This window comes from Pseudolysinimonas kribbensis (assembly GCF_039531715.1).
In the GTDB taxonomy this organism is placed as follows: domain Bacteria; phylum Actinomycetota; class Actinomycetes; order Actinomycetales; family Microbacteriaceae; genus Pseudolysinimonas; species Pseudolysinimonas kribbensis.
Window position 1 is genome coordinate 136,970 of sequence record NZ_BAAAQO010000004.1, and the last position, 18,530, is coordinate 155,499.

Below are 18,530 nucleotides of genomic sequence, written 5' to 3' on the forward strand. Positions count from 1 at the left end.
CGCCAGCGCCCTACTTCTTGGGCGAGAGCTGCTCGATGATCGCCTTCGACACGTCGTGCATCGTGAGCCGACGGTCCATGGACGCCTTCTGGATCCAGCGGAACGCCTCGGGCTCCGAGAGTCCCATCTTCTCGTTGAGCAGGCCCTTGGCCCGGTCGACGAGCTTGCGCGTCTCGAAGCGCTCGACGAGGTCCGCCACCTCGTTCTCGAGCGTGACGATCTGCTGGTAGCGGCTGAGGGCGATCTCGATCGCCGGCAGCAGGTCGTTCGGCGTGAACGGCTTGACGACGTAGGCGAGCGCGCCCGCCTCCGACGCCCGCTCGACGAGCTCCTTCTGGCTGAACGCGGTCAGCAGCACGACGGGGGCGATGTGGTTCTTGGCCAGCTTCTCGGCGGCGCTGATGCCGTCCAGCTGCGGCATCTTGACATCCATCACGACCAGGTCGGGCCGCAGGTCGGTCGCGAGCTGCACGGCCGTCTCGCCGTCGCCCGCCTCCCCGACCACGTCGAACCCGTTGTCGCGCAGGATCTCGACGATGTCCAGCCGGATCAGCGACTCGTCCTCGGCGACGACGACGCGTCGCGGGGCGGCAGGGGTCTCCGGCTCATCGCTCACCCGTCGAGCCTACGATATGGTCGCAGCGCGCCGCGTGATGACGTGCGCGCCGGATTGGCGGAATGGCAGACGCGACCGACTCAAAATCGGTTGTCCGAGAGGACGTGAGGGTTCGAGTCCCTCATCCGGCACCTACTTCATCGTGCCCTGCGACACGGATCCCTGCAGCTGCCGCTGGAAGATGACGTACACCACCAGCACCGGCGCCACCGTGATGACCACGGCCGCCATGAGCGCCCCGAAGTCGACCGAGTAGCCGGCCTGGGAGGCGAACGACGCCATCCCCTGGGTCAGGACGTAGTTGTTCTGGTCCGGATTCAATGCCACGGGCAGCAGGAACTGGTTCCAGAGCCCCAGGAAGTTGAAGATCGCGACGGTCGCCATGCCAGGGCGCGCCATCGGCAGCATCACCTGGAAGAACGTGCGCCACTCGCTCGCCCCGTCGATCTGCGCGGCCTCGTAGATCTCGTCCGGAAGGGCCCGGAAGAACGAGTGCAGGAAGAACACGGTGAAGGGCAGCGCGAAGGCGACGTAGGTCAGGATCAACCCGGGCAGCGTGCCGAGCAGCCCGATGCTGCGCAGCACGAAGAACAGCGGCACGATCGCCAGGAAGATCGGGAAGGTCAGGCCGGCGAGCATGAGGTAGTAGATCGCGCGGTTGCCGATGAAGCGGAACCGGGCGAGCACGTACGCGCACATCGCGCCGAGCAGCATGACCAGCACGAGGGCGCTGCCGACCACGATCAGGGTGTTGGCGAAGTAGCTGCCGACGCCGGAGGTCGTCCACGCGTTGGCGTAGTTGTCGAACTTCCATTGCGCCGGCAGCGCGAACGGCGAGTGCAGGATCTCCTTCGTCGTCTTGAACGACGACATGAGCACCCACAGGAACGGCAGCACGATGATGACGGTCCAGAGGATCATCACGAGGTGCGAGAGCACGCCGGCGACCGCGTCCCCGGGGGTGAGGCGGCCGCGGCCGGTCGTCGGCGCGGCGATGCGCGGATCGACGCGATCGATCGTGGCGGTCATCGGCGGTCTCCCTTGTCACTGCCGGCGAGGAGGCGGTTCACGCCGAACACGATCGCCGCGAACAGCAGCGTCACAACGGCGAGCACGACGCCCATCGCGGTGGCGTAGCCGAAGTGCCCCTTGCGGAACGCCGTGATGAACAGCTCCTGCGACATCACGAGCGTCGTGTTGTTCGGTCCCCCGGCGTTAGGGAACAACGCCGTCATGTAGACGAACGCGTCGAGCGCCGCGATGCCGAGATAGATGTAGCCGGTCTGCACCGTGTCGCGGATCAGCGGGACCGTGATCGAGAAGGCGGTACGGAACCGGCCGGCGCCGTCCAGGCGCACGGCCTCGTACGTCTCGGCGGGGATGCCCTTGATCGCGGCGACGAACAGCACCGTGTAGAAGCCGACGAAGCTCCAGATGATGACGAACATCGACGCGGGCAGCGCCGTGCGCACGTCGCCGAGCCAGGCGAAGTCGCCGATCGGGATGCCGATGCCGTTGAGCACGCCGTTCAGGAGGCCGGCGGACGGGTCGTACACGAAACCCCAGATGATGCCGATCACGATGGCCGGCACGCAGTAGGGGAAGAAGGACAGGGTGCGGTACAGCGCGGACGCTCGGATGCCCTGGACGTTGCCGTGGCTGCGGCCGGCGACGGTAATGAGGCTCGCGAAAGCAAGCGCGAGCACGATCGTCACGAGCGGCACGACGACCGCGATGATGATGTTGTTCACGAGCGCGTGCTGGAAGATGTCGTCCTGCGCGAGCTTGACGTAGTTGGCGATCCCGATGAACGGGATGTCGCTCGAGAACCCGCTCCAGTCGGTGAGCGAGTAGTACCCCGCGAGGATGAACGGGTAGATGACGAAGATCAGGAAGATCGCGACCGGCAGTGCGAGGAACACCAGCATGAAGCTGACCCGGTCGAAGGTCAGCCGGCGCCGCCGGCGGCCGACCCGGGTGGGTCGACCGCCGACGGCGGTTCCGAGGGGGACGGTCACTTCTTGTCGGCCGCCGCTTTGTCGGTGATCTGCTGCAGTGCCGCCGTGAGACCCGCGGCGTCCAGGCTGCCCGAGAGGAACGAGTTCCACGGCACGAGCTGGTCGGTGTTGAGGCCGTACAGGTCGACGAACTGGTAGTTGAAGGTGTTGGAGCCCGCGGCATCCAGCATCTTCGTCTGCGAGACGAGCGCGGTCGAGCCGAAGCCGTCGGCGGGCACGAGCCCCTTGACGATCGTCGGCGCGAGACGCGTCTTGGCGAAGTTCGTGGCCGCCTCCTTGGAGAGCATGGCCCGCAGCAGCTCCTTGCCACCGGCGGGGTTCTTGCTCGTCTTCGGCACGATGAACGGCTCGCCCGCGGCACTGCGCAGCGACTCGTAGGGCATCTTGGGGCTGTCGCTCACGACGAGCTCCGGGATGCCGGTCATCTTGAAGCCGTCCTTGGTCGCCTTCTTCATCTCGTTCTCGATCCACGAGCCCGACGGGTAGAGCAGGGCCTGCTGGTCGTTGCTCCACTTCGCCTGTGCGGCCGTGAACTGCGTGCCCGCACCGCCCGGCACGAAGTACCCGGCGGCCACGATCTCGCCCAGCGCCTTGAGCACGCTCTGGACAGCAGGGTGCGACCAGCAGTCCTTGGTCAGGTTCTCGAACCCGTTCTTGACCTCGTCGCCACCCTCCTTGATCGCGGAGTCGACCGCAAGGGTCTGGTAGTAGGTCGCGGCCTCCTTGCCCCAGACGAAGAGGTACTTGCCCTTGGCCTTCGCCTTCGCGCCGAGCTCCTTGGCCTCCTCCCAGGTCTTGGGAGGCGTCCAGCCGTTGTCCTGGAACAGGCTCGCCGAGTACCAGAGCGCGTAGATCGTGAGGACGTAGTTGAGGGCCTTGAACTTGCCGTCGAACGTCCCCGGCACCTTCGCGTTCGGGTAGAGCGTGTCGCCGATCTTCTTGCCCTCGTAGTTGTTCGCCTCGAAGACGTCGTCGAGCTCCTCGAGCTGGTCGAGGATCGTCGTGAAGCCGATCGCGCCCGCGCCCGAGTTGTCGATCAGGTCCGGCGGGTTGCCGCCGACGAAGCGCGGCTGCAGCTGCTGGGCGATCTGGGTGGACGGCGACACCTTGACCTTGAGGCCCTTGGTGTACTTCTCCATCTGCTTGGCCGCGTCCTGGACGTAGTCGTACCCGTAGCCGCCGTTGAAGATGACCGCCTCGGTGCTGGAGTTCGCGGCGACGCCGAACGGGTTCTTCGCCGACTTGGTGCCGCCGCCGCCTCCCCCGTTGCCGCCACCGGTGACGCACGACGCGAGCGTCACGCTGACGGGGACGGCGACGGCCGCCGCGAAGGCGCCGCGCAGGAAGAGACGCCGGTTGAACTGACCGCTGTCATTGGTCATGGTGTCGATGCTGCCTTTCGTTGTTGTGGGTGTGGTGCTGCCGGGTCGGCCGTTGGCTCAGGCTGTGCGGCTGATCCGGTCTCGGTAGAGGTCCTCCAATGCCTTGTTGTGCTCGTCTCCGCCCGGGATGTTGGCCGAGAGGTAGACGGGCGGGGTCTGCCCCGATGCCGCGATGCGGTCGGTGACCGCGATCGTGAGCAGCTGCGCGATGAAGGCGGCGGTGATCGACGAGATCGCGCCGATCTTCGTCTCGCCGACGTCGAGCGTCGCGTCGCCGTACGGCGCCTTGTTGTCGATCACGACATCCGCGATGTCGCGCAGCCGCTTGCCGCTCGGGTGCTTGGGTTCCACGGCCATCGTGTGCTCGAGGCTCGTGACCGCGATCACCTTGTGACCGGTCTCCTTCGCCCTGAGGGCCATGCCGACGATCGACCCGTTGACGCCCGAGTTCGACGCGATGAGGAAGACGTCGTCCGGCCCGATGGGCGAGATGTCGAAGAGCTCGTCGACGATGGAGGGATCGCGTTCGAGCTTGCCGTCGCTCAGGATGTCGGAGGGCCGCGATCCCTGGAGCACGACGTTGCGCAGGGCGATGCGGTTGGTGGGGATCAGGCCGCCGGCGCGACCCGCGATCTCCATCGCGAACGCCTCCGAGTGCCCGGTGCCGAACGCCTGGAGCACTCCCCCGACATTCAGCGCCTCGACCAGGATGTCGATGGCCGGGTCGAGGGCGCCGGCGTCCGCCTCGGCCGTCAACGCGGCGATCCGCGTCTCGGCCTCGTGCCGGAAGTCGTCGTAGAGGGTCATGCCTGCTGCTCCTTGGGTTGGGCCCGTCGACTGCGTGACGACCGGCGGTGCGGGGCGACCGCCGACGCCGACGCCGCGAGGGTCGTCGTCGAGCGGCCGAAGTTCTGCTGCGCCACCAGGAGGTAGAGCAGGTCGAGCACGAAGAGCTGGGAGTGCTTGGCCGACAGGTCGTCGGGCTGCAGGAACTTCTCGTGCGCGAGGGTCACGATGTTCTCGTCGGCCGCCTGTGCCAGCGGGGATTCCGGGGAGCTCGTGATCGCGACCGTGAGCGCGCCGGTGGAGCGTGCGCATTCGATCATCTGGATCGTCTCGTCGGTGCGACCGGTGTTGGAGATGCCGATCGCGACGCAGTGCTCGTTCTGCAGCGAGGCGCTCGTCAGGCCGGAGTGCACCTCGGGCCACGAGTGCGCGTTGATGCCGATCCGGTACAGGCGCAGTTGCATCTCCTCCGCCATCACGCCGCTGCCGCCGATGCCGTACAGGTCGATGTGCTCGCACGTCGCGATCCGGGCCGCGATCCGCTCGAGCTGCTCGAGGTCGATGAACTCGGCCGTCGAGCGCAGCGATCGCGTGTGCGCCGTGAGCAGTGTGCTCATGACCTGGGTCGGCGTGTCGTCCGGGCCGAAGGCGCGGCCGATGTCCTCGCTCCACCGCTCGATGGCGTGCTTGCGGCCCGTGTCGGAGGCCACCGCGACGCGGAACGGGGTGTACCCGGAGTAGCCGATCGTGCGGCAGAAGCGCGTCACGGTCGCGGCCGAGGTGCCGGCCTCCTCGGCGAGTTCGGTGATCGAGAGCCGCAGCGGCGCATCCGGCGCCTCGAGCAGGAGGGCCGCGATCTTGCTCATCGCCTGCGACATGCGCGGAAGGCGGGACTGGATGCGCATCCCGATCGCCGACAGCGTGCCGGCGGACGCCGTCTCCGCGGCGCTGCTGGAGGACTCGGTGGTCACGGTCACTGAAAATCAGTCTCACTTCATCGTGCAATTGACTGAACAGCATTATCAGCGCGCGGGGGCCCGCAATCAAGCACAATCGACTCTCGTGACCGAATTGCTCGCTGTCGACGCCGGCGGGACCTCGACCAGGGCCATCGTCCTGAGCAGCGACGGCAGGTGCCTGGGGTTCGGGACCAGCGGCGCCGGCAATCCCATCTCGTCCGGCCCGGAGCACGTGGCGCACCAGGTGACGACGGCCGTCGGCCGCGCGATGAGGCAGGCCTCGATCACGCAGCTCGACGGGGTCGCGGTGCTCGCGATGGCCGGCTCGCGGGCATCGGCGCCGACCGACTGGATCGCCCCCCGGCTCGTGCAGGCGGGGGTGCGCGGACCGCTCGTCTTCGAGTCGGACCTGCTCGCGACCTTCTGCGCAGGCGCCTGGGAGCCCGACGGCTACGCGGTGGTCGCCGGAACCGGGGCCGCGGCGATCCGGGTGCGCGGCGGGCGGCAGGAGGCGGTGGCCGACGGCATCGGCTGGCTGCTCGGTGACGCCGGGTCCGGCTTCTGGATCGGCCGCCGCGTCGCGCGCGCGGTCGCGGCCCAGCTCGACCGGCGCGGGCCCGCCACGGCGCTCACGGGGGCGCTGCTCGAGTCGCTCGGCATCCCGGCCGACACGACCCCGCTGAGCCCCGCGGGGCGCCCCGAGGCGCTCGGGGCGCTGCTCGAGGCCGTCTATGCCGCCCGGCCCATCGACCTGGCGCGCTTCGCGCCCCTCGTGTTCGAGGTCGGGGACGATCCGGTGGCGAGCGCCATCCGTGCCGACGCGCGGGCTGCGCTGCGCACGTCGCTGCGATCGATCCACCGCCTCGACGTGAGCGGGCCCGTGGTGACCGGCGGCGGGGTGCTGGGGCGTCTGGGTCTCGACGTCGCCGGCCTGGACGGGATGCGCGAGGTCCGCCGGGTGACCGATGGCAGTGCAGGCGCCGCGGTGCTGGCCCTGCGACATCACGGCGTCGCGGTCGACGCTCTCATGTTCGAGCGGGTGCGCACGAGCCTCGAGCTCGTGCGCACGTCATCGCCGCGGGACCCGGTGTCCTAGTCCGCGTGCTCGCCCGTCTCCCAGACCGGCGGGTTCTCCGTCGTGCCCACGACGTGCACCCGCATGTCGTTCGTCGAGCCGGCGATCCCGGGAGGGGATCCGGAGATCACCACGACCTTGTCGCCTTCGGCCACCAGCCCCTCGCCGAGGAGCATCTCGTCCACCTGGCCGAACATGTCATCGGTGCGCACGACCCGGTCGACGAGGTACGACTCGACGCCCCAGGTGAGCGCCATGCGGCGCCGGATGGCCTCCTCGGTCGCGAACGCGCGCAGCGGCACCTTGTGGCGCAGCCGGGACATCCGGCGCGCGGAGTCGCCCGACTCCGTGAAGACGCAGACGAACTTCGCTTGGACGAACTCGGCGACGTCGGCGGCCGCGAGGGTGATCGCGCCCCCCTGGGTGCGCGGCTTCGTGCCGAGCGGCGGGATGCGCTCCAGGCCGTGGTCCTCGGTGGACGCGACGATGCGCGCCATCGTCGCGACCGTGACGACGGGGTACTCGCCGACGCTCGTCTCGCCCGAGAGCATGACGGCATCCGCACCATCGAGCACCGCGTTCGCGACGTCGGAGGTCTCGGCACGCGTGGGCACGGGGCTCGAGATCATCGACTCGAGCATCTGGGTCGCGACGATGACCGGCTTGGCCATCCGGCGCGCCAGTTCGACCGCGCGCTTCTGCACGATCGGCACCGCCTCCAGCGGCAGCTCGACGCCGAGGTCGCCGCGGGCGACCATGATGCTGTCGAAGGCGTCGATGATCTCCTCGAGGTTGTCGACCGCCTGCGGCTTCTCGATCTTGGCGATGACGGGAACGCGGCGCCCCTCCTCGGCCATGATCTCGTGCACCCGGGAGATGTCGGAGGCATCGCGCACGAAGGAGAGCGCGATGTAGTCCGCACCCAGCTTCAGGCCCCAGCGCAGATCGGCCTCGTCCTTGTCCGACAGCGCGGGCACGCTGACCGCGACGCCGGGAAGGTTGATGCCCTTGTTGTTCGAGACAGGCCCCGCGACGATGACCTCGGTGCGCACGCGCACCCCGTCGGTGTCGAGCACCTTGACGCGTACCTTGCCGTCGTCGATGAGCAGGAAGTCACCGGCCTTCACGTCGCCCGGCAGGCCCTTGAAGGTCGTGCTCACGAGCTCCTTCGTGCCGAGGATGTCCTCGGTGGTGATCGTGAAGATGTCGCCCACGGCCAGCTCGTACGGGCCCGACTCGAACTTGCCGAGCCGGATCTTCGGGCCCTGCAGGTCCACGAGCACCGCGACCGGCTTCTTGAGGTCCTCGGCGGCCCGCCGCACGTTGGCGTAGACCTCCTCGTGCACGGCGTAGGTGCCGTGGCTGAGGTTCATGCGGGCGACATCGACCCCCGCCTCGAGGATCGCCCGGATGTTCTCATAGCTCGAGGTGGCGGGCCCCAGAGTGGCGACGATCTTGGCTCGTCTCATGACTTCCTTCGGTGGTGGTGGTGGCGGTGGTGGTGGTGTGAGAGTGCAGCGCGAGCCTAGAGGCTGACCGCACGGTCGCTCGGCCGAACGGGGCTCGGCAGCTCGGTCTCGCCCTCGAGGTAGCGATCGACCGCGGCGGCCGCGGCGCGCCCCTCGGCGATCGCCCACACGATGAGCGACTGACCGCGGCCGGCGTCGCCGGTCACGAAGACGCCCGGCTGGTTGCTCGCGTAGTCCTCGTCGCGGGCGACGTCACCGCGGGGCGTGAACGGCAGGCCGAGCTGGCCCTCCAGCGCGTCGCGCTCGGCACCCGTGAAGCCCATGGCGATGAGCACGAGGTCGGCCGGGATCTCGCGCTCGGTACCCGACTTCGGCACCCGCCGCCCATCGACGTACTCGGTCTCCGCGACCCGCAGGGCGCGCACCTCGCCCGCCCCGTTGCCCAGGAACTCGACGGTGGAGGCCAGATACTGCCGCTCCCCGCCCTCCTCGTGCGCGCTCGAGACCTCGAAGATCTGCGGCATCATCGGCCACGGCTGGTCCTCGGGACGGTCCGACGGCGGCTGGTAGCCGATCGCGAGGTTGGTGACGGTCAGCGCACCCTGCCGGTGCGCGGTGCCGATGCAGTCGGCTCCGGTGTCCCCGCCGCCGATGACGACGACATGCTTGCCCTCCGCCGTGAGCTGCTGGGGCACGACGTCTCCGGCGCCCACCTTGTTCTGCTGCACGAGGTAGTCCATCGCGAAGTGGATGCCGAGCAGGTCGCGCCCCGGGATCGGGATGTCGCGCGGCACCGTCGCCCCGGTCGCGATCACGACGGCGTCGTAGCGCGAGCGCAGCTCACTCCAGGAGATGTCGACGCCGATCTCGACGCCCGCGCGGAACCGGGTGCCCTCCGCCTGCATCTGGTTCAGGCGCTGCTCGACCTGCTTCTTCTCCATCTTGAAGTCCGGGATGCCGTACCGCAGCAGGCCGCCGATCCGGTCGTCGCGCTCGTACACGGCCACGGTGTGCCCCGCCCGGGTCAGCTGCTGCGCGGCCGCGAGCCCCGCAGGCCCAGAACCGACGACGGCGACCGTCTTGCCGGTGAGGCGCTCCGGCGGATGCGGCGCCACCCAGCCGTTGGCCCAGGCCTGATCGATGATCGAGACCTCGACCTGCTTGATCGTCACCGCCGGCTGGTTGATGCCCAGCACACAGCTCGACTCGCACGGCGCGGGGCACAGCCGCCCGGTGAACTCCGGGAAGTTGTTGGTGGCGTGCAGACGCTCGATGGCGGCCCGGCCCTCGTTGCGCCAGGTGAGGTCGTTCCACTCGGGGATCAGGTTGCCGAGCGGGCAGCCGTGGTGGCAGAACGGCACACCGCAGTCCATGCAGCGCCCGGCCTGCCGACGCAGCTGCGCGGGATCCTGCTGCTCGTAGACCTCCTTCCAGTCCATGATGCGGACCGGAACGGGGCGGCGCTTGGGGAGCTCACGCTCCTGCACCTTGAGGAAACCCTTGGGGTCGGCCATCTCAGCCTCCCGTCACTTCGAGGATCTTGCGCCAGGTCGCATCGCCGTCGGGGTCGATCCCCGCATCGAGCGCGTCCTGCCGCGTCTGGAGCACCGCGGCGTAGTCGCGCGGAAGCACTTTGGTGAACCGGGCGACCGCGGCCTCCGGGTCGTCGAGCAGGCGCAGCGCGACGGCGGACTCCGTCTCGACCGCATGCTCGCGCAGCTGGTCGAGCAGGATCTCGGCGTCACCGCCCGCGAGCGGCAGAAGCTCGAGTTCGCCGGCGGCGAGCGCGTCGCGGTTGACCCGCTCCGGCTTGAGGTCGAGCACGTACGCCGTGCCGCCCGACATCCCGGCGCCGAGGTTGCGCCCCGTGCCGCCCAGGATGATCGCGAGCCCGCCCGTCATGTACTCGAGCGCGTGGTCGCCCACACCCTCCACGACCGCCGTCGCCCCGGAGTTGCGCACGAGGAATCGCTCCCCCACGACGCCGCGCAGGAACATGCTGCCCTGCGTCGCCCCGTAGCCGATCACGTTGCCGGCGATGACGTTGCGCTCGGCCGCGAAGAGGGCGCCGCGCGGCGGGCGGATCACGATCCGGCCGCCCGAGAGCCCCTTGCCCACGTAGTCGTTGCTGTCACCCTCGAGCCGCAGCGTGATCCCGCTCGGCAGGAAGGCGCCGAGCGACTGCCCGGCCGATCCGTGCAGCGCGATCTCGATCGTGCCCTCGGGCAGCCCGTGCTCGCCGTGGCGCTTCGTGACCTCGTGCCCCAGCATGGTGCCGACGGCGCGTTCCGTGTTGCGGATCTCGAGATCCAGCTCGACGTGGTCGCCGTGCTCGAGCGCGGCGGCCGCCTTCGCGATGAGGGCGCGGTCGAAGTGCTTGTCGAGTTCGTGCTCCTGGCCGCGGCCGTTGCGCCGCGGCTCGTCGTCGGCGAAGTCCGGACCGACCAGGATCGGCGTCAGGTCGAGGCCGTCGGCCTTCCAGTGCCGGATCGCGCGATCGACGTCGAGCAGTTCGGCGTGACCGATGGCCTCCTCGATCGAGCGGAACCCGAGTTCGGCGAGGTACTCCCGCACCTCCTGCGCCAGGAACTCGAAGAACGTCTCGACGAACTCGGGCTTGCCGCTGAACCGGGCCCGCAGCACCGGGTTCTGCGTGGCAACGCCTACCGGGCAGGTGTCGAGGTGGCAGACCCGCATGAGGATGCAGCCGGAGACGACGAGCGGCGCGGTCGCGAAGCCGAACTCCTCCGCACCGAGCAGCGCCGCCACGATGACGTCGCGGCCCGTCTTCATCTGGCCGTCCACCTGCACGACCACGCGATCGCGCATCCCGTTGAGCATGAGCGTCTGCTGCGTCTCCGCCAGGCCGATCTCCCACGGCGTTCCGGCGTGCTTGAGCGAGTTGAGCGGGCTGGCACCCGTGCCGCCGTCATGGCCCGAGACGAGCACGACGTCCGCGAGGGCCTTCGTCACGCCGGCCGCGACCGCACCGATCCCGGATTGCGACACGAGCTTGACGTGCACGCGCGCCTCGGGGTTCGCCCGCTTGAGGTCGAAGATCAGCTGCTTGAGGTCCTCGATCGAGTAGATGTCGTGGTGCGGCGGGGGTGAGATGAGACCGACGCCGGCGGTCGAGTGCCGGGTGCGCGCGATCCACGGATACACCTTGGCCGCCATCAGCTGGCCGCCCTCGCCGGGCTTGGCGCCCTGCGCCATCTTGATCTGGATGTCGGTGGCGTTGGTGAGGTACATGCTCGTCACGCCGAACCGGCCGCTCGCCACCTGCTTGATGCGACTGCGGCGTTCGGGGTCGACGAGGCGCTCGACATCCTCACCGCCCTCCCCGGTGTTGCTGCGCCCGCCGAGGCGGTTCATCGCGATCGCCAGCGTCTCGTGGGCCTCCTGCGAGATGGAGCCGTAGCTCATCGCGCCCGTGTTGAACCGCGCGATGATCGAGCTGATCGACTCGACCTCGTCCAGCGGCACCGCCGGGCGCGCTCCGGTGCGCAGGCCGAACAGACCGCGCAGGGTCATGAGGTTCTCGGCCTGCGCGTCGATGCGACGGGTGTAGTCGCGGAAGATGTCGTAGCGCCGCGCCCGGGTCGAATGCTGCAGGCGGAACACGGTCTCCGGGTTGAACAGGTGCGGAGGCCCCTCGCGGCGCCACTGGTACTCGCCGCCCGTCTGCAGGCGCTCGTGGGCGACGATCGCCCCGTCCTCCGGGTAGGCGGCCCGGTGGCGGGCGGCGTTCTCCGCCGCGATCACCTCGAGGCCGACACCGCCCAGCAGGCTCGTCGTGCCGGTGAAGTACTGGTCGACGAACTCCTGGCTGAGCCCGACCGCCTCGAACGCCTGGGCGCCCGCATAGGAGCCCACGACCGAGATGCCCATCTTGGACATGATCTTGAGCACGCCCTTGCCGAGCCCCTTGATGAGGTTCTTGACGGCCTTCTCGGGGCCGACACCGGTGAGGATGCCGCTCACCACCGCCTGCTCGGCGGTCTCCATCGCGAGGTACGGGTTGATCGCCGACGCGCCGTAGCCGATCAGCAGGGCCGCGTGGTGGACCTCGCGCACGTCGCCGGCCTCGACGACCAGCCCGGCCTTCATCCGGGTCTCCTGCCGGATGAGGTGGTGGTGGACGGCGGCGAGCATGAGCAGCGACGGGATCGGTGCGAGGTCCGCGTTGGAGTCGCGATCGCTCAGCACGAGGAACTGCGCGCCCTCCTCGATCGCCTGGTCGGCCTCCGCGCACATCGCGTCGAGCCGCTCGGCGAGCCCCGCGGTGCCGTCGGCGACGCGATACAGACCCTTGATCACGCGCGCGAGCCGGCGGCCGCCCTCGGTCTGGAAGTGCTGCACCTTGGCGAGCTCGTCGTTGTCGATGACGGGGAAGTCGAGCACGATCTGCTTCGCGTGCTCCGGGCCGGCGTCGAGCAGGTTGCGCTCGGGGCCCAGGCCCAGCTTCATGCTCGTCACGACCTCCTCGCGGATCGAGTCGAGCGGCGGGTTGGTGACCTGGGCGAACGCCTGGGTGAAGTAATCGAAGAGCAGGCGCGGGCGCTCACTGAGCACTGCGATGGGCGTGTCGGACCCCATCGCACCGAGCGGTTCGGCACCGGTGCGCGCCATCGGCGTGATGAGGATGCGCACCTCCTCCTCCGTGTAGCCGAAGGTGCGCTGGCGGCGCGTCACCGACGCCGGGGTGTGCGTCACGTGCTCGCGCTCCGGGAGGTCCGCCATGCGGATCCGGCCCTGGTCGAGCCACTCGCCCCACGGTTCGGCCGCGGCGAGCTCGCCCTTGATCTCGTCGTCCTCGACGATCCGTCCCGCGACGGTGTCGACGAGGAACATCTTGCCGGGCCGCAGCCGGCCCTTGCGCACGATGCGGTCGGGCGGGAAGTCGAGCACCCCGACCTCGCTCGCCAGCACGACGAGCCCGTCGTCGGTGACCACGAACCGCCCGGGGCGCAGACCGTTGCGGTCGAGGGTCGCTCCCACGAGTGAGCCGTCGGTGAACACCAGGGCGGCCGGACCGTCCCAGGGCTCCATGAGCATCGAGTGGAATTCGTAGAACGCACGGCGCCGCGGCTCGAGGTCGACCTGGTTCTCCCAGGCCTCCGGCACCATCATCATGATCGCGTGCGGCAGGGACCGACCGGCGAGGGTCAGCAGCTCGACGACCTCGTCGAAGGACGCCGAGTCGCTCGCGCCCTCGCTCACGATCGGGAACAGCGGCCGCAGGTCGCCCAGCGCCTCCGACTCGAGCTGGCTCTGGCGTGCGCGCATCCAGTTGCGGTTGCCCTGCACGGTGTTGATCTCGCCGTTGTGGGCGATCATGCGGAACGGCTGCGCAAGCGGCCACGACGGGAAGGTGTTCGTCGAGTACCGCGAGTGCACGAGCGCCAGCCGCGACGCGAATCGCTCGTCGCTGAGGTCGGGGTAGAACGGCTCCAGCTGGAGAGTCGTCACCATGCCCTTGTAGACGAGGGTGCGTGACGACAGCGACGGGAAGTAGGCGCCCAGCTCCCGCTCGGCGCGCTTGCGCAACCGGAAGGTCTGGCGGTCGAGCACGATCCCCGACACCGGCAGGTCGCGCTCGTCGAGGCGGCGGGATGCCAGGAACACCTGCTCGAAGACGGGCATCGCCTCGCGAGCGAGGTGTCCGAGGTGCGACGGGTCGGTCGGCACGACGCGCCAGCCGAGCACGTCGAGCTCCTCCTCGCCGGCGATCCGCTCGAGCTGCGCCTTCTGAGCGGCGCGCTCCGCGTCGTCGACGGGCAGGAACGCCATGCCCACCGCGTAGCGCCCCGCCGCGGGGAGATCGAACGACGCGACGGCGCGCAGGAAGGCATCCGGCATCTGCGTCACGATGCCCGCGCCGTCGCCGGTGCCCGCATCGGAGCCGACCGCACCGCGGTGCTCCAGGTGCCGCAGCGCCTCCAGCGCCTGCATCACGATGTCGTGCCCGGCCGTGCCGCGCAGCGTCGCGACCATGGCCAGACCGCAGGCGTCGCGCTCATGGCGCGGGTCGTACAGCCCCTGGGCATGCGGGACCATGCTGAAAGCCGACATGGCTACCGTCCTCACGATGGTGCGGTGGTCAGGACGTCAGCGGCCCGACGGATTCGGGAGTCCGCATGCGGTGGCGGACGGGTTACGAAACGGGGGCTGCGCTTGTGGCGGGCGCCTTCTCGGTCTCGGCGTCGTCATCGTCGTCCGAGTAGGTGTCCTCGGATTCTACCTGATCCTCCGGAGTCCACTGCCGCCCCGGGTGGTAGACGCTCGGCTCGATGCCCGGATGGCGCCGGGTCTGCACGACGATGATCACCAGTCCGAGCACGATCGCACCGATCGCGCCCCACACGTTGTCGCGGATCCCGAGGAAGGTCTGGCTCGGGTCGATGCGGATGTTCTCCATCCAGCTGCGCACGGCGCCGTACCAGATCAGGTACAGGCCGAGCACCTTGCCCCACTGCCAGAACGGGCTGCTCACCCACTGCCCGCTGCGGCGGCGATGCGTGATGACCATGATGACGCCGAAGCCGATGACGTTCAGGATCATCTCGTACAGGAACGTCGGCTGGAACAGCGTGCCGTCGGGCAGCCCGACCGGGATCGCGGGGTTGGGGCTGTCGATCTTGAGGCCCCACGGCGCGTCGGTCGGCAGGCCGAAGAGCTCCTGGTTGAAGTAGTTGCCGAGCCGCCCGAGCGCCTGCGCGAGCAGGAGCGTCGGCGCGAGCGCGTCGGCGACGCTCCAGAACCGGAGGCCGGCGATGCGGCAGCCGATGAACACGCCGAGCGCGCCGCCGAGCAGCGCGCCGAAGATGGCGTCGCCGCCGTCCCAGATGTTCCAGATCGCGCCCGGCTGGGTCGGATTCCAGGTGTTCTTGCCCGGACCGAAGTAGTCGTCGATGTGGGTGACGACGTGCCACCCGCGCGCCACGATGATGCCGAGCGCGATCGTCCACAGCGAGATGTCGATGATGATCCACGGCTCGCCGCCCCGGCGGGTCAGCCGGTAGTTCGTCAGCACGATCGACACGATGATCCCGACGAGGATGATGAGCGCGTAGAAGTGCACCGGCAGCGTCCACGAGGCCGGCCAGGCGGGCAGCCAGGAGTGGATCCAGGTGCCCACGTAGTAGACGCTCCACGACGGAGGCGGGCTCGGGATGCTCGTCAGGATCACGATGCAGAACCTTACCGGTCCGTGCCCTGAGCCAATTCCGCAGCGGTCCGGGCGAGGCCGGAGACGCCGTGCTCGGCGAGGGCGGTGACGAGGGCGGAGCCGACGATGGCTCCGTCGGCGTAGCCGAGCACCTCGGCCACCTGGCCGGGCGTCGAGATGCCGATCCCGACGCACGCCGGGATGGTGTCGGGGCCGGTCGCCCCGGCGGTACGGAGACGGCCGACGAGCGTGCGCGCGGCGGCGTCCACGTCCTGCCGCGCGCCGGTGATGCCCATCGTCGAGACGGCGTAGACGAAGCCGCGGCTCGACCGCACCGTCTCACGGAGACGCTCGTCGCTCGAGGTGGGCGCGGCGAGGAAGACGCGGGCGAGGTCCTGCTGCTCGCTCGTCGCGATCCAGTCGGCGGCGGCATCCGGCGTGATGTCCGGGGTGATGAGCCCGGCACCGCCGGCGTCGCGCAGATCGCGCGCGAAGCGGTCGACGCCGTACTGCACCACCGGGTTCCAGTACGTCATGACGAGGGTCGGCACCTCGACCCGGCCGCGGATCGCCTCGACGGCCGCGAACACGTCGCGCACCCGGAAGCCGGCCTGCAGGGCCGCCTGCGTCGCCTTCTGGATGGCGAGACCGTCCATGACCGGGTCGGAGTAGGGCAGCCCGAGCTCGAGCACGCCGACACCGTTCTCGACCAACGCGATGGCCGCGTCGATGCTCGTCTCCAGGTCGGGGAAGCCGATCGGGAGGTAGCCGATGAGGGCCCGATCGGGGATCGTGGCCGCCCCGGCGGTCGCGTCGGCGCTCACTCCTGCGTCGCCCCCTCGTCGAAGAGCCCGAACCAGCGGCCCGCCGTCTGCACGTCCTTGTCGCCGCGTCCGCTCAGGTTGACCAGCAGCACGGCGTCGGGGCCGAGCTCGCGCCCCACGCGCAGGGCACCGGCGAGGGCGTGCGCCGACTCGATCGCCGGGATGATGCCCTCGGTGCGACTGAGCAGCCGCAGCGCCTCCATGGCCTCGTCGTCGCTCGCCGGCAGGTACTGGGCCCGCCCGATGTCGTGCAGGTAGGCGTGCTCGGGGCCGACTCCCGGGTAGTCCAGGCCCGCCGAGATCGAGTGCGACTCGACGGTCTGACCGTCCTCGTCCTGCAGCAGGTAGCTGCGGGCGCCGTGCAGGATGCCGGGGCGGCCCTTCTCGATCGATGCGGCGTGCCGCAGGGTGTCGATCCCGTCGCCCGCGGCCTCGAAGCCGATCAGGCGCACGTCCGCGTCGTCGAGGAAGGCGTCGAAGATGCCGATCGCGTTCGAGCCGCCGCCGACGCAGGCCAGCACGGCATCCGGCAGCCGGCCGATGCGATCCAGCAGCTGCTGGCGCGCCTCGCGGCCGATGACGCTCTGGAAGTCGCGCACCATCGCCGGGAACGGGTGCGGTCCGGCGGCCGTGCCGAACACGTAGTTGGTCGTCTCGACCGAGGTCACCCACTCGCGGTAGGCCTCGTTGATCGCGTCCTTGAGGGTGCGGGAGCCGGTCGTCACCGAGACCACCTCGGCGCCGAGCAGCCGCATCCGGGCGACGTTGAGCGCCTGGCGCTGCGTGTCGACCTCGCCCATGAAGATCGTGCACTCCATGCCGAACAGGGCCGCCGCGGTCGCCGTGGCGACGCCGTGCTGGCCCGCTCCGGTCTCGGCGATGACGCGCTTCTTGCCGATGCGGCGGGTGAGCAGGGTCTGGCCGAGCACGTTGTTGATCTTGTGCGAGCCGGTGTGGTTCAGGTCCTCCCGTTTGAGGAAGACCCGCGCGCCCCCGGCGCGCTCCGCGAAGCGCGGAGCCTCGGTCAGGATCGACGGCCGGCCGCTGTAGTCGCGGTGCAGGGCCGCGAGCTCCGCCTGGAACTCCGGGTCGGACCGGGCGGCCTCGTACGCCGCCGCGAGCTCGTCGATGGCCGCGATGAGCGACTCGGGCATGAACCGGCCGCCGTACTCGCCGAAGAACGGGCCGGGGAGCTGCTGCAGCGACGTCATCGGCGGAACGCCTCGATCGCGGCGACCGGGTCGTCACCGGTCACGAGCGCCTCGCCGGCCAGGACGACATCGGCGCCCGCCGCGCGGTAGTGCGCGACGTCCGCGGGCTCCCGCACGGCCGACTCGGCGACCCGGATGACGCCCGAGGGGATCGCGTCGGCCAGCGACCCGAACAGCTCGCGGTCGAGCTCGAACGTCGCCAGGTCGCGCGCGTTCACGCCCACCACCTGGGCGCCCACGTCCAGCGCCCGCTGCACCTCGTCGGCGGAGTGGGTCTCGACCAGGGCCGTCATGCCGAGCTGGTGGACGAGCGCGTGCAGCGCGAGCAGCTGCTGCTGCTCGAGAGCGGCGACGATGAGCAGCACGAGGTCGGCGCCGGCGGCCCGCGCCTCGAGCACCTGATAGGGCTCGGTGACGAAGTCCTTGCGCAGCACGGGGATCTCGACGGCGGCGCGCACCTGCTCGAGATCGGCCAGGGAGCCGTGGAACCGCCGCTGCTCGGTCAGCACGCTGATCGCGCTGGCACCGCCGGTCTGGTACGAGACGGCGAGGGCGGCCGGCTCCGTGATGGCCGCGAGCGGACCGCGGGACGGCGATGCGCGCTTGATCTCGGCGATGATCTTCACGCGATCGCTCGGGGCGAGGGCGGCCACCGCGTCGAGTGCGGGGGGCGCGTCGAGGGCGTCGCGCTCGACCTGCTCGAGCGGACGATCGACTCGGCGCGCCGCCGCATCCTCGCGGGCGCCGGCGACGAGGTCGTCGAGCACGCTAGTCGTGCGCCTTCGAGGTCGTGCGCGACCCGTGCACGCCGTAGCCGAGCTTGGCGAGGATGCCGCCGACGATCGCGCCGACCAGCACGAGCCCGGCGAACGACCAGACGAGCCACGGGATGTCGAACCAGAACGCGAACGTGCCGCCCGCGATCGCGATCAGCATGATGATGACGGCCACCCAGGCGGCCGGCGAGTTGCCGTGACCCGGGTCGGTCTGACTGTGGTCGCTCACTCCGCGTGTCTCCT

The 18,530-nt window shown here is 69.9% G+C and carries 15 protein-coding genes and 1 tRNA gene; 2 read left to right on the forward strand and 14 right to left on the reverse strand.

All coding sequences use genetic code 11. From position 1 onward, the window contains the following. Nucleotides 1–10 precede the first annotated feature (10 nt). Complete coding sequence (locus ABD285_RS11220) at nucleotides 11–616, reverse strand: ANTAR domain-containing response regulator (protein ID WP_284255502.1); 606 nt, start codon at nucleotides 614–616, stop codon at nucleotides 11–13. A 48-nt stretch (nucleotides 617–664) separates the two neighbouring features. Here ABD285_RS11220 and ABD285_RS11225 point away from each other — a divergent pair. Further along, nucleotides 665–747 (forward strand) — tRNA-Leu (locus ABD285_RS11225). Nucleotide 748: 1 nt separating this feature from the next. Here ABD285_RS11225 and ABD285_RS11230 read toward each other — a convergent pair. Genes ABD285_RS11230 through ABD285_RS11250 form a run of 5 tightly spaced genes read right to left on the reverse strand, consistent with a single transcriptional unit; the run spans nucleotide 749 to nucleotide 5,779 of the window. After that, nucleotides 749–1,645: a carbohydrate ABC transporter permease gene (locus ABD285_RS11230; RefSeq protein ID WP_344202625.1), complete on the reverse strand. Its 897-nt coding sequence runs from the start codon at nucleotides 1,643–1,645 to the stop codon at nucleotides 749–751. Then, nucleotides 1,642–2,634: a carbohydrate ABC transporter permease gene (locus ABD285_RS11235; protein WP_344202626.1), complete on the reverse strand. Its 993-nt coding sequence runs from the start codon at nucleotides 2,632–2,634 to the stop codon at nucleotides 1,642–1,644. The genes ABD285_RS11230 and ABD285_RS11235 overlap by 4 nt, the downstream gene beginning before the upstream one ends. Continuing rightward, entirely contained in the window at nucleotides 2,631–4,016 is a 1,386-nt protein-coding gene (gene ngcE, locus ABD285_RS11240; RefSeq protein ID WP_284255501.1) for an N-acetylglucosamine/diacetylchitobiose ABC transporter substrate-binding protein, read from the reverse strand. Before ngcE ends, ABD285_RS11235 begins: the two co-directional genes overlap by 4 nt. A gap of 57 nt (nucleotides 4,017–4,073) precedes the next feature. Then, complete coding sequence (locus tag ABD285_RS11245; protein ID WP_344202628.1) at nucleotides 4,074–4,823, reverse strand: sugar isomerase domain-containing protein; 750 nt, start codon at nucleotides 4,821–4,823, stop codon at nucleotides 4,074–4,076. Continuing rightward, nucleotides 4,820–5,779 carry a MurR/RpiR family transcriptional regulator gene (locus tag ABD285_RS11250; protein WP_284255498.1) on the reverse strand — a complete coding sequence of 320 codons (960 nt, stop codon included), beginning with the start codon at nucleotides 5,777–5,779 and terminating at the stop codon, nucleotides 4,820–4,822. The genes ABD285_RS11245 and ABD285_RS11250 overlap by 4 nt, the downstream gene beginning before the upstream one ends. Before the next feature lie 85 nt (nucleotides 5,780–5,864). Here ABD285_RS11250 and ABD285_RS11255 point away from each other — a divergent pair, with 85 nt between their 5' ends. Then, nucleotides 5,865–6,857: an N-acetylglucosamine kinase gene (locus tag ABD285_RS11255; protein ID WP_344202631.1), complete on the forward strand. Its 993-nt coding sequence runs from the start codon at nucleotides 5,865–5,867 to the stop codon at nucleotides 6,855–6,857. Here ABD285_RS11255 and pyk read toward each other — a convergent pair. From pyk to ABD285_RS11295, 8 genes are all read right to left on the reverse strand, one after another. Then, nucleotides 6,854–8,305: a pyruvate kinase gene (pyk, locus tag ABD285_RS11260; protein ID WP_344202633.1), complete on the reverse strand. Its 1,452-nt coding sequence runs from the start codon at nucleotides 8,303–8,305 to the stop codon at nucleotides 6,854–6,856. The genes ABD285_RS11255 and pyk overlap by 4 nt on opposite strands. Before the next feature lie 56 nt (nucleotides 8,306–8,361). Further along, entirely contained in the window at nucleotides 8,362–9,819 is a 1,458-nt protein-coding gene (locus ABD285_RS11265) for a glutamate synthase subunit beta (protein ID WP_344202635.1), read from the reverse strand. 1 nt (nucleotide 9,820) lies between these two features. Next, nucleotides 9,821–14,365: a glutamate synthase large subunit gene (gltB, locus tag ABD285_RS11270; protein ID WP_284255496.1), complete on the reverse strand. Its 4,545-nt coding sequence runs from the start codon at nucleotides 14,363–14,365 to the stop codon at nucleotides 9,821–9,823. Between the two features lie 97 nt (nucleotides 14,366–14,462). Beyond that, entirely contained in the window at nucleotides 14,463–15,497 is a 1,035-nt protein-coding gene (gene lgt, locus ABD285_RS11275; RefSeq protein WP_425565023.1) for a prolipoprotein diacylglyceryl transferase, read from the reverse strand. Between the two features lie 11 nt (nucleotides 15,498–15,508). Then, on the reverse strand, nucleotides 15,509–16,300 hold the full coding sequence (gene trpA / locus ABD285_RS11280; RefSeq protein ID WP_284255495.1) for a tryptophan synthase subunit alpha: 792 nt from the start codon (nucleotides 16,298–16,300) through the stop codon (nucleotides 15,509–15,511). After that, on the reverse strand, nucleotides 16,297–17,511 hold the full coding sequence (gene trpB, locus ABD285_RS11285) for a tryptophan synthase subunit beta (RefSeq protein WP_344202637.1): 1,215 nt from the start codon (nucleotides 17,509–17,511) through the stop codon (nucleotides 16,297–16,299). Before trpB ends, trpA begins: the two co-directional genes overlap by 4 nt. Continuing rightward, on the reverse strand, nucleotides 17,508–18,278 hold the full coding sequence (trpC, locus tag ABD285_RS11290) for an indole-3-glycerol phosphate synthase TrpC (RefSeq protein ID WP_344202638.1): 771 nt from the start codon (nucleotides 18,276–18,278) through the stop codon (nucleotides 17,508–17,510). The genes trpB and trpC overlap by 4 nt, the downstream gene beginning before the upstream one ends. Nucleotide 18,279: 1 nt before the next feature. Then, entirely contained in the window at nucleotides 18,280–18,516 is a 237-nt protein-coding gene (locus tag ABD285_RS11295) for a DUF6704 family protein (protein WP_284255494.1), read from the reverse strand. Nucleotides 18,517–18,530: the final 14 nt, after the last annotated feature.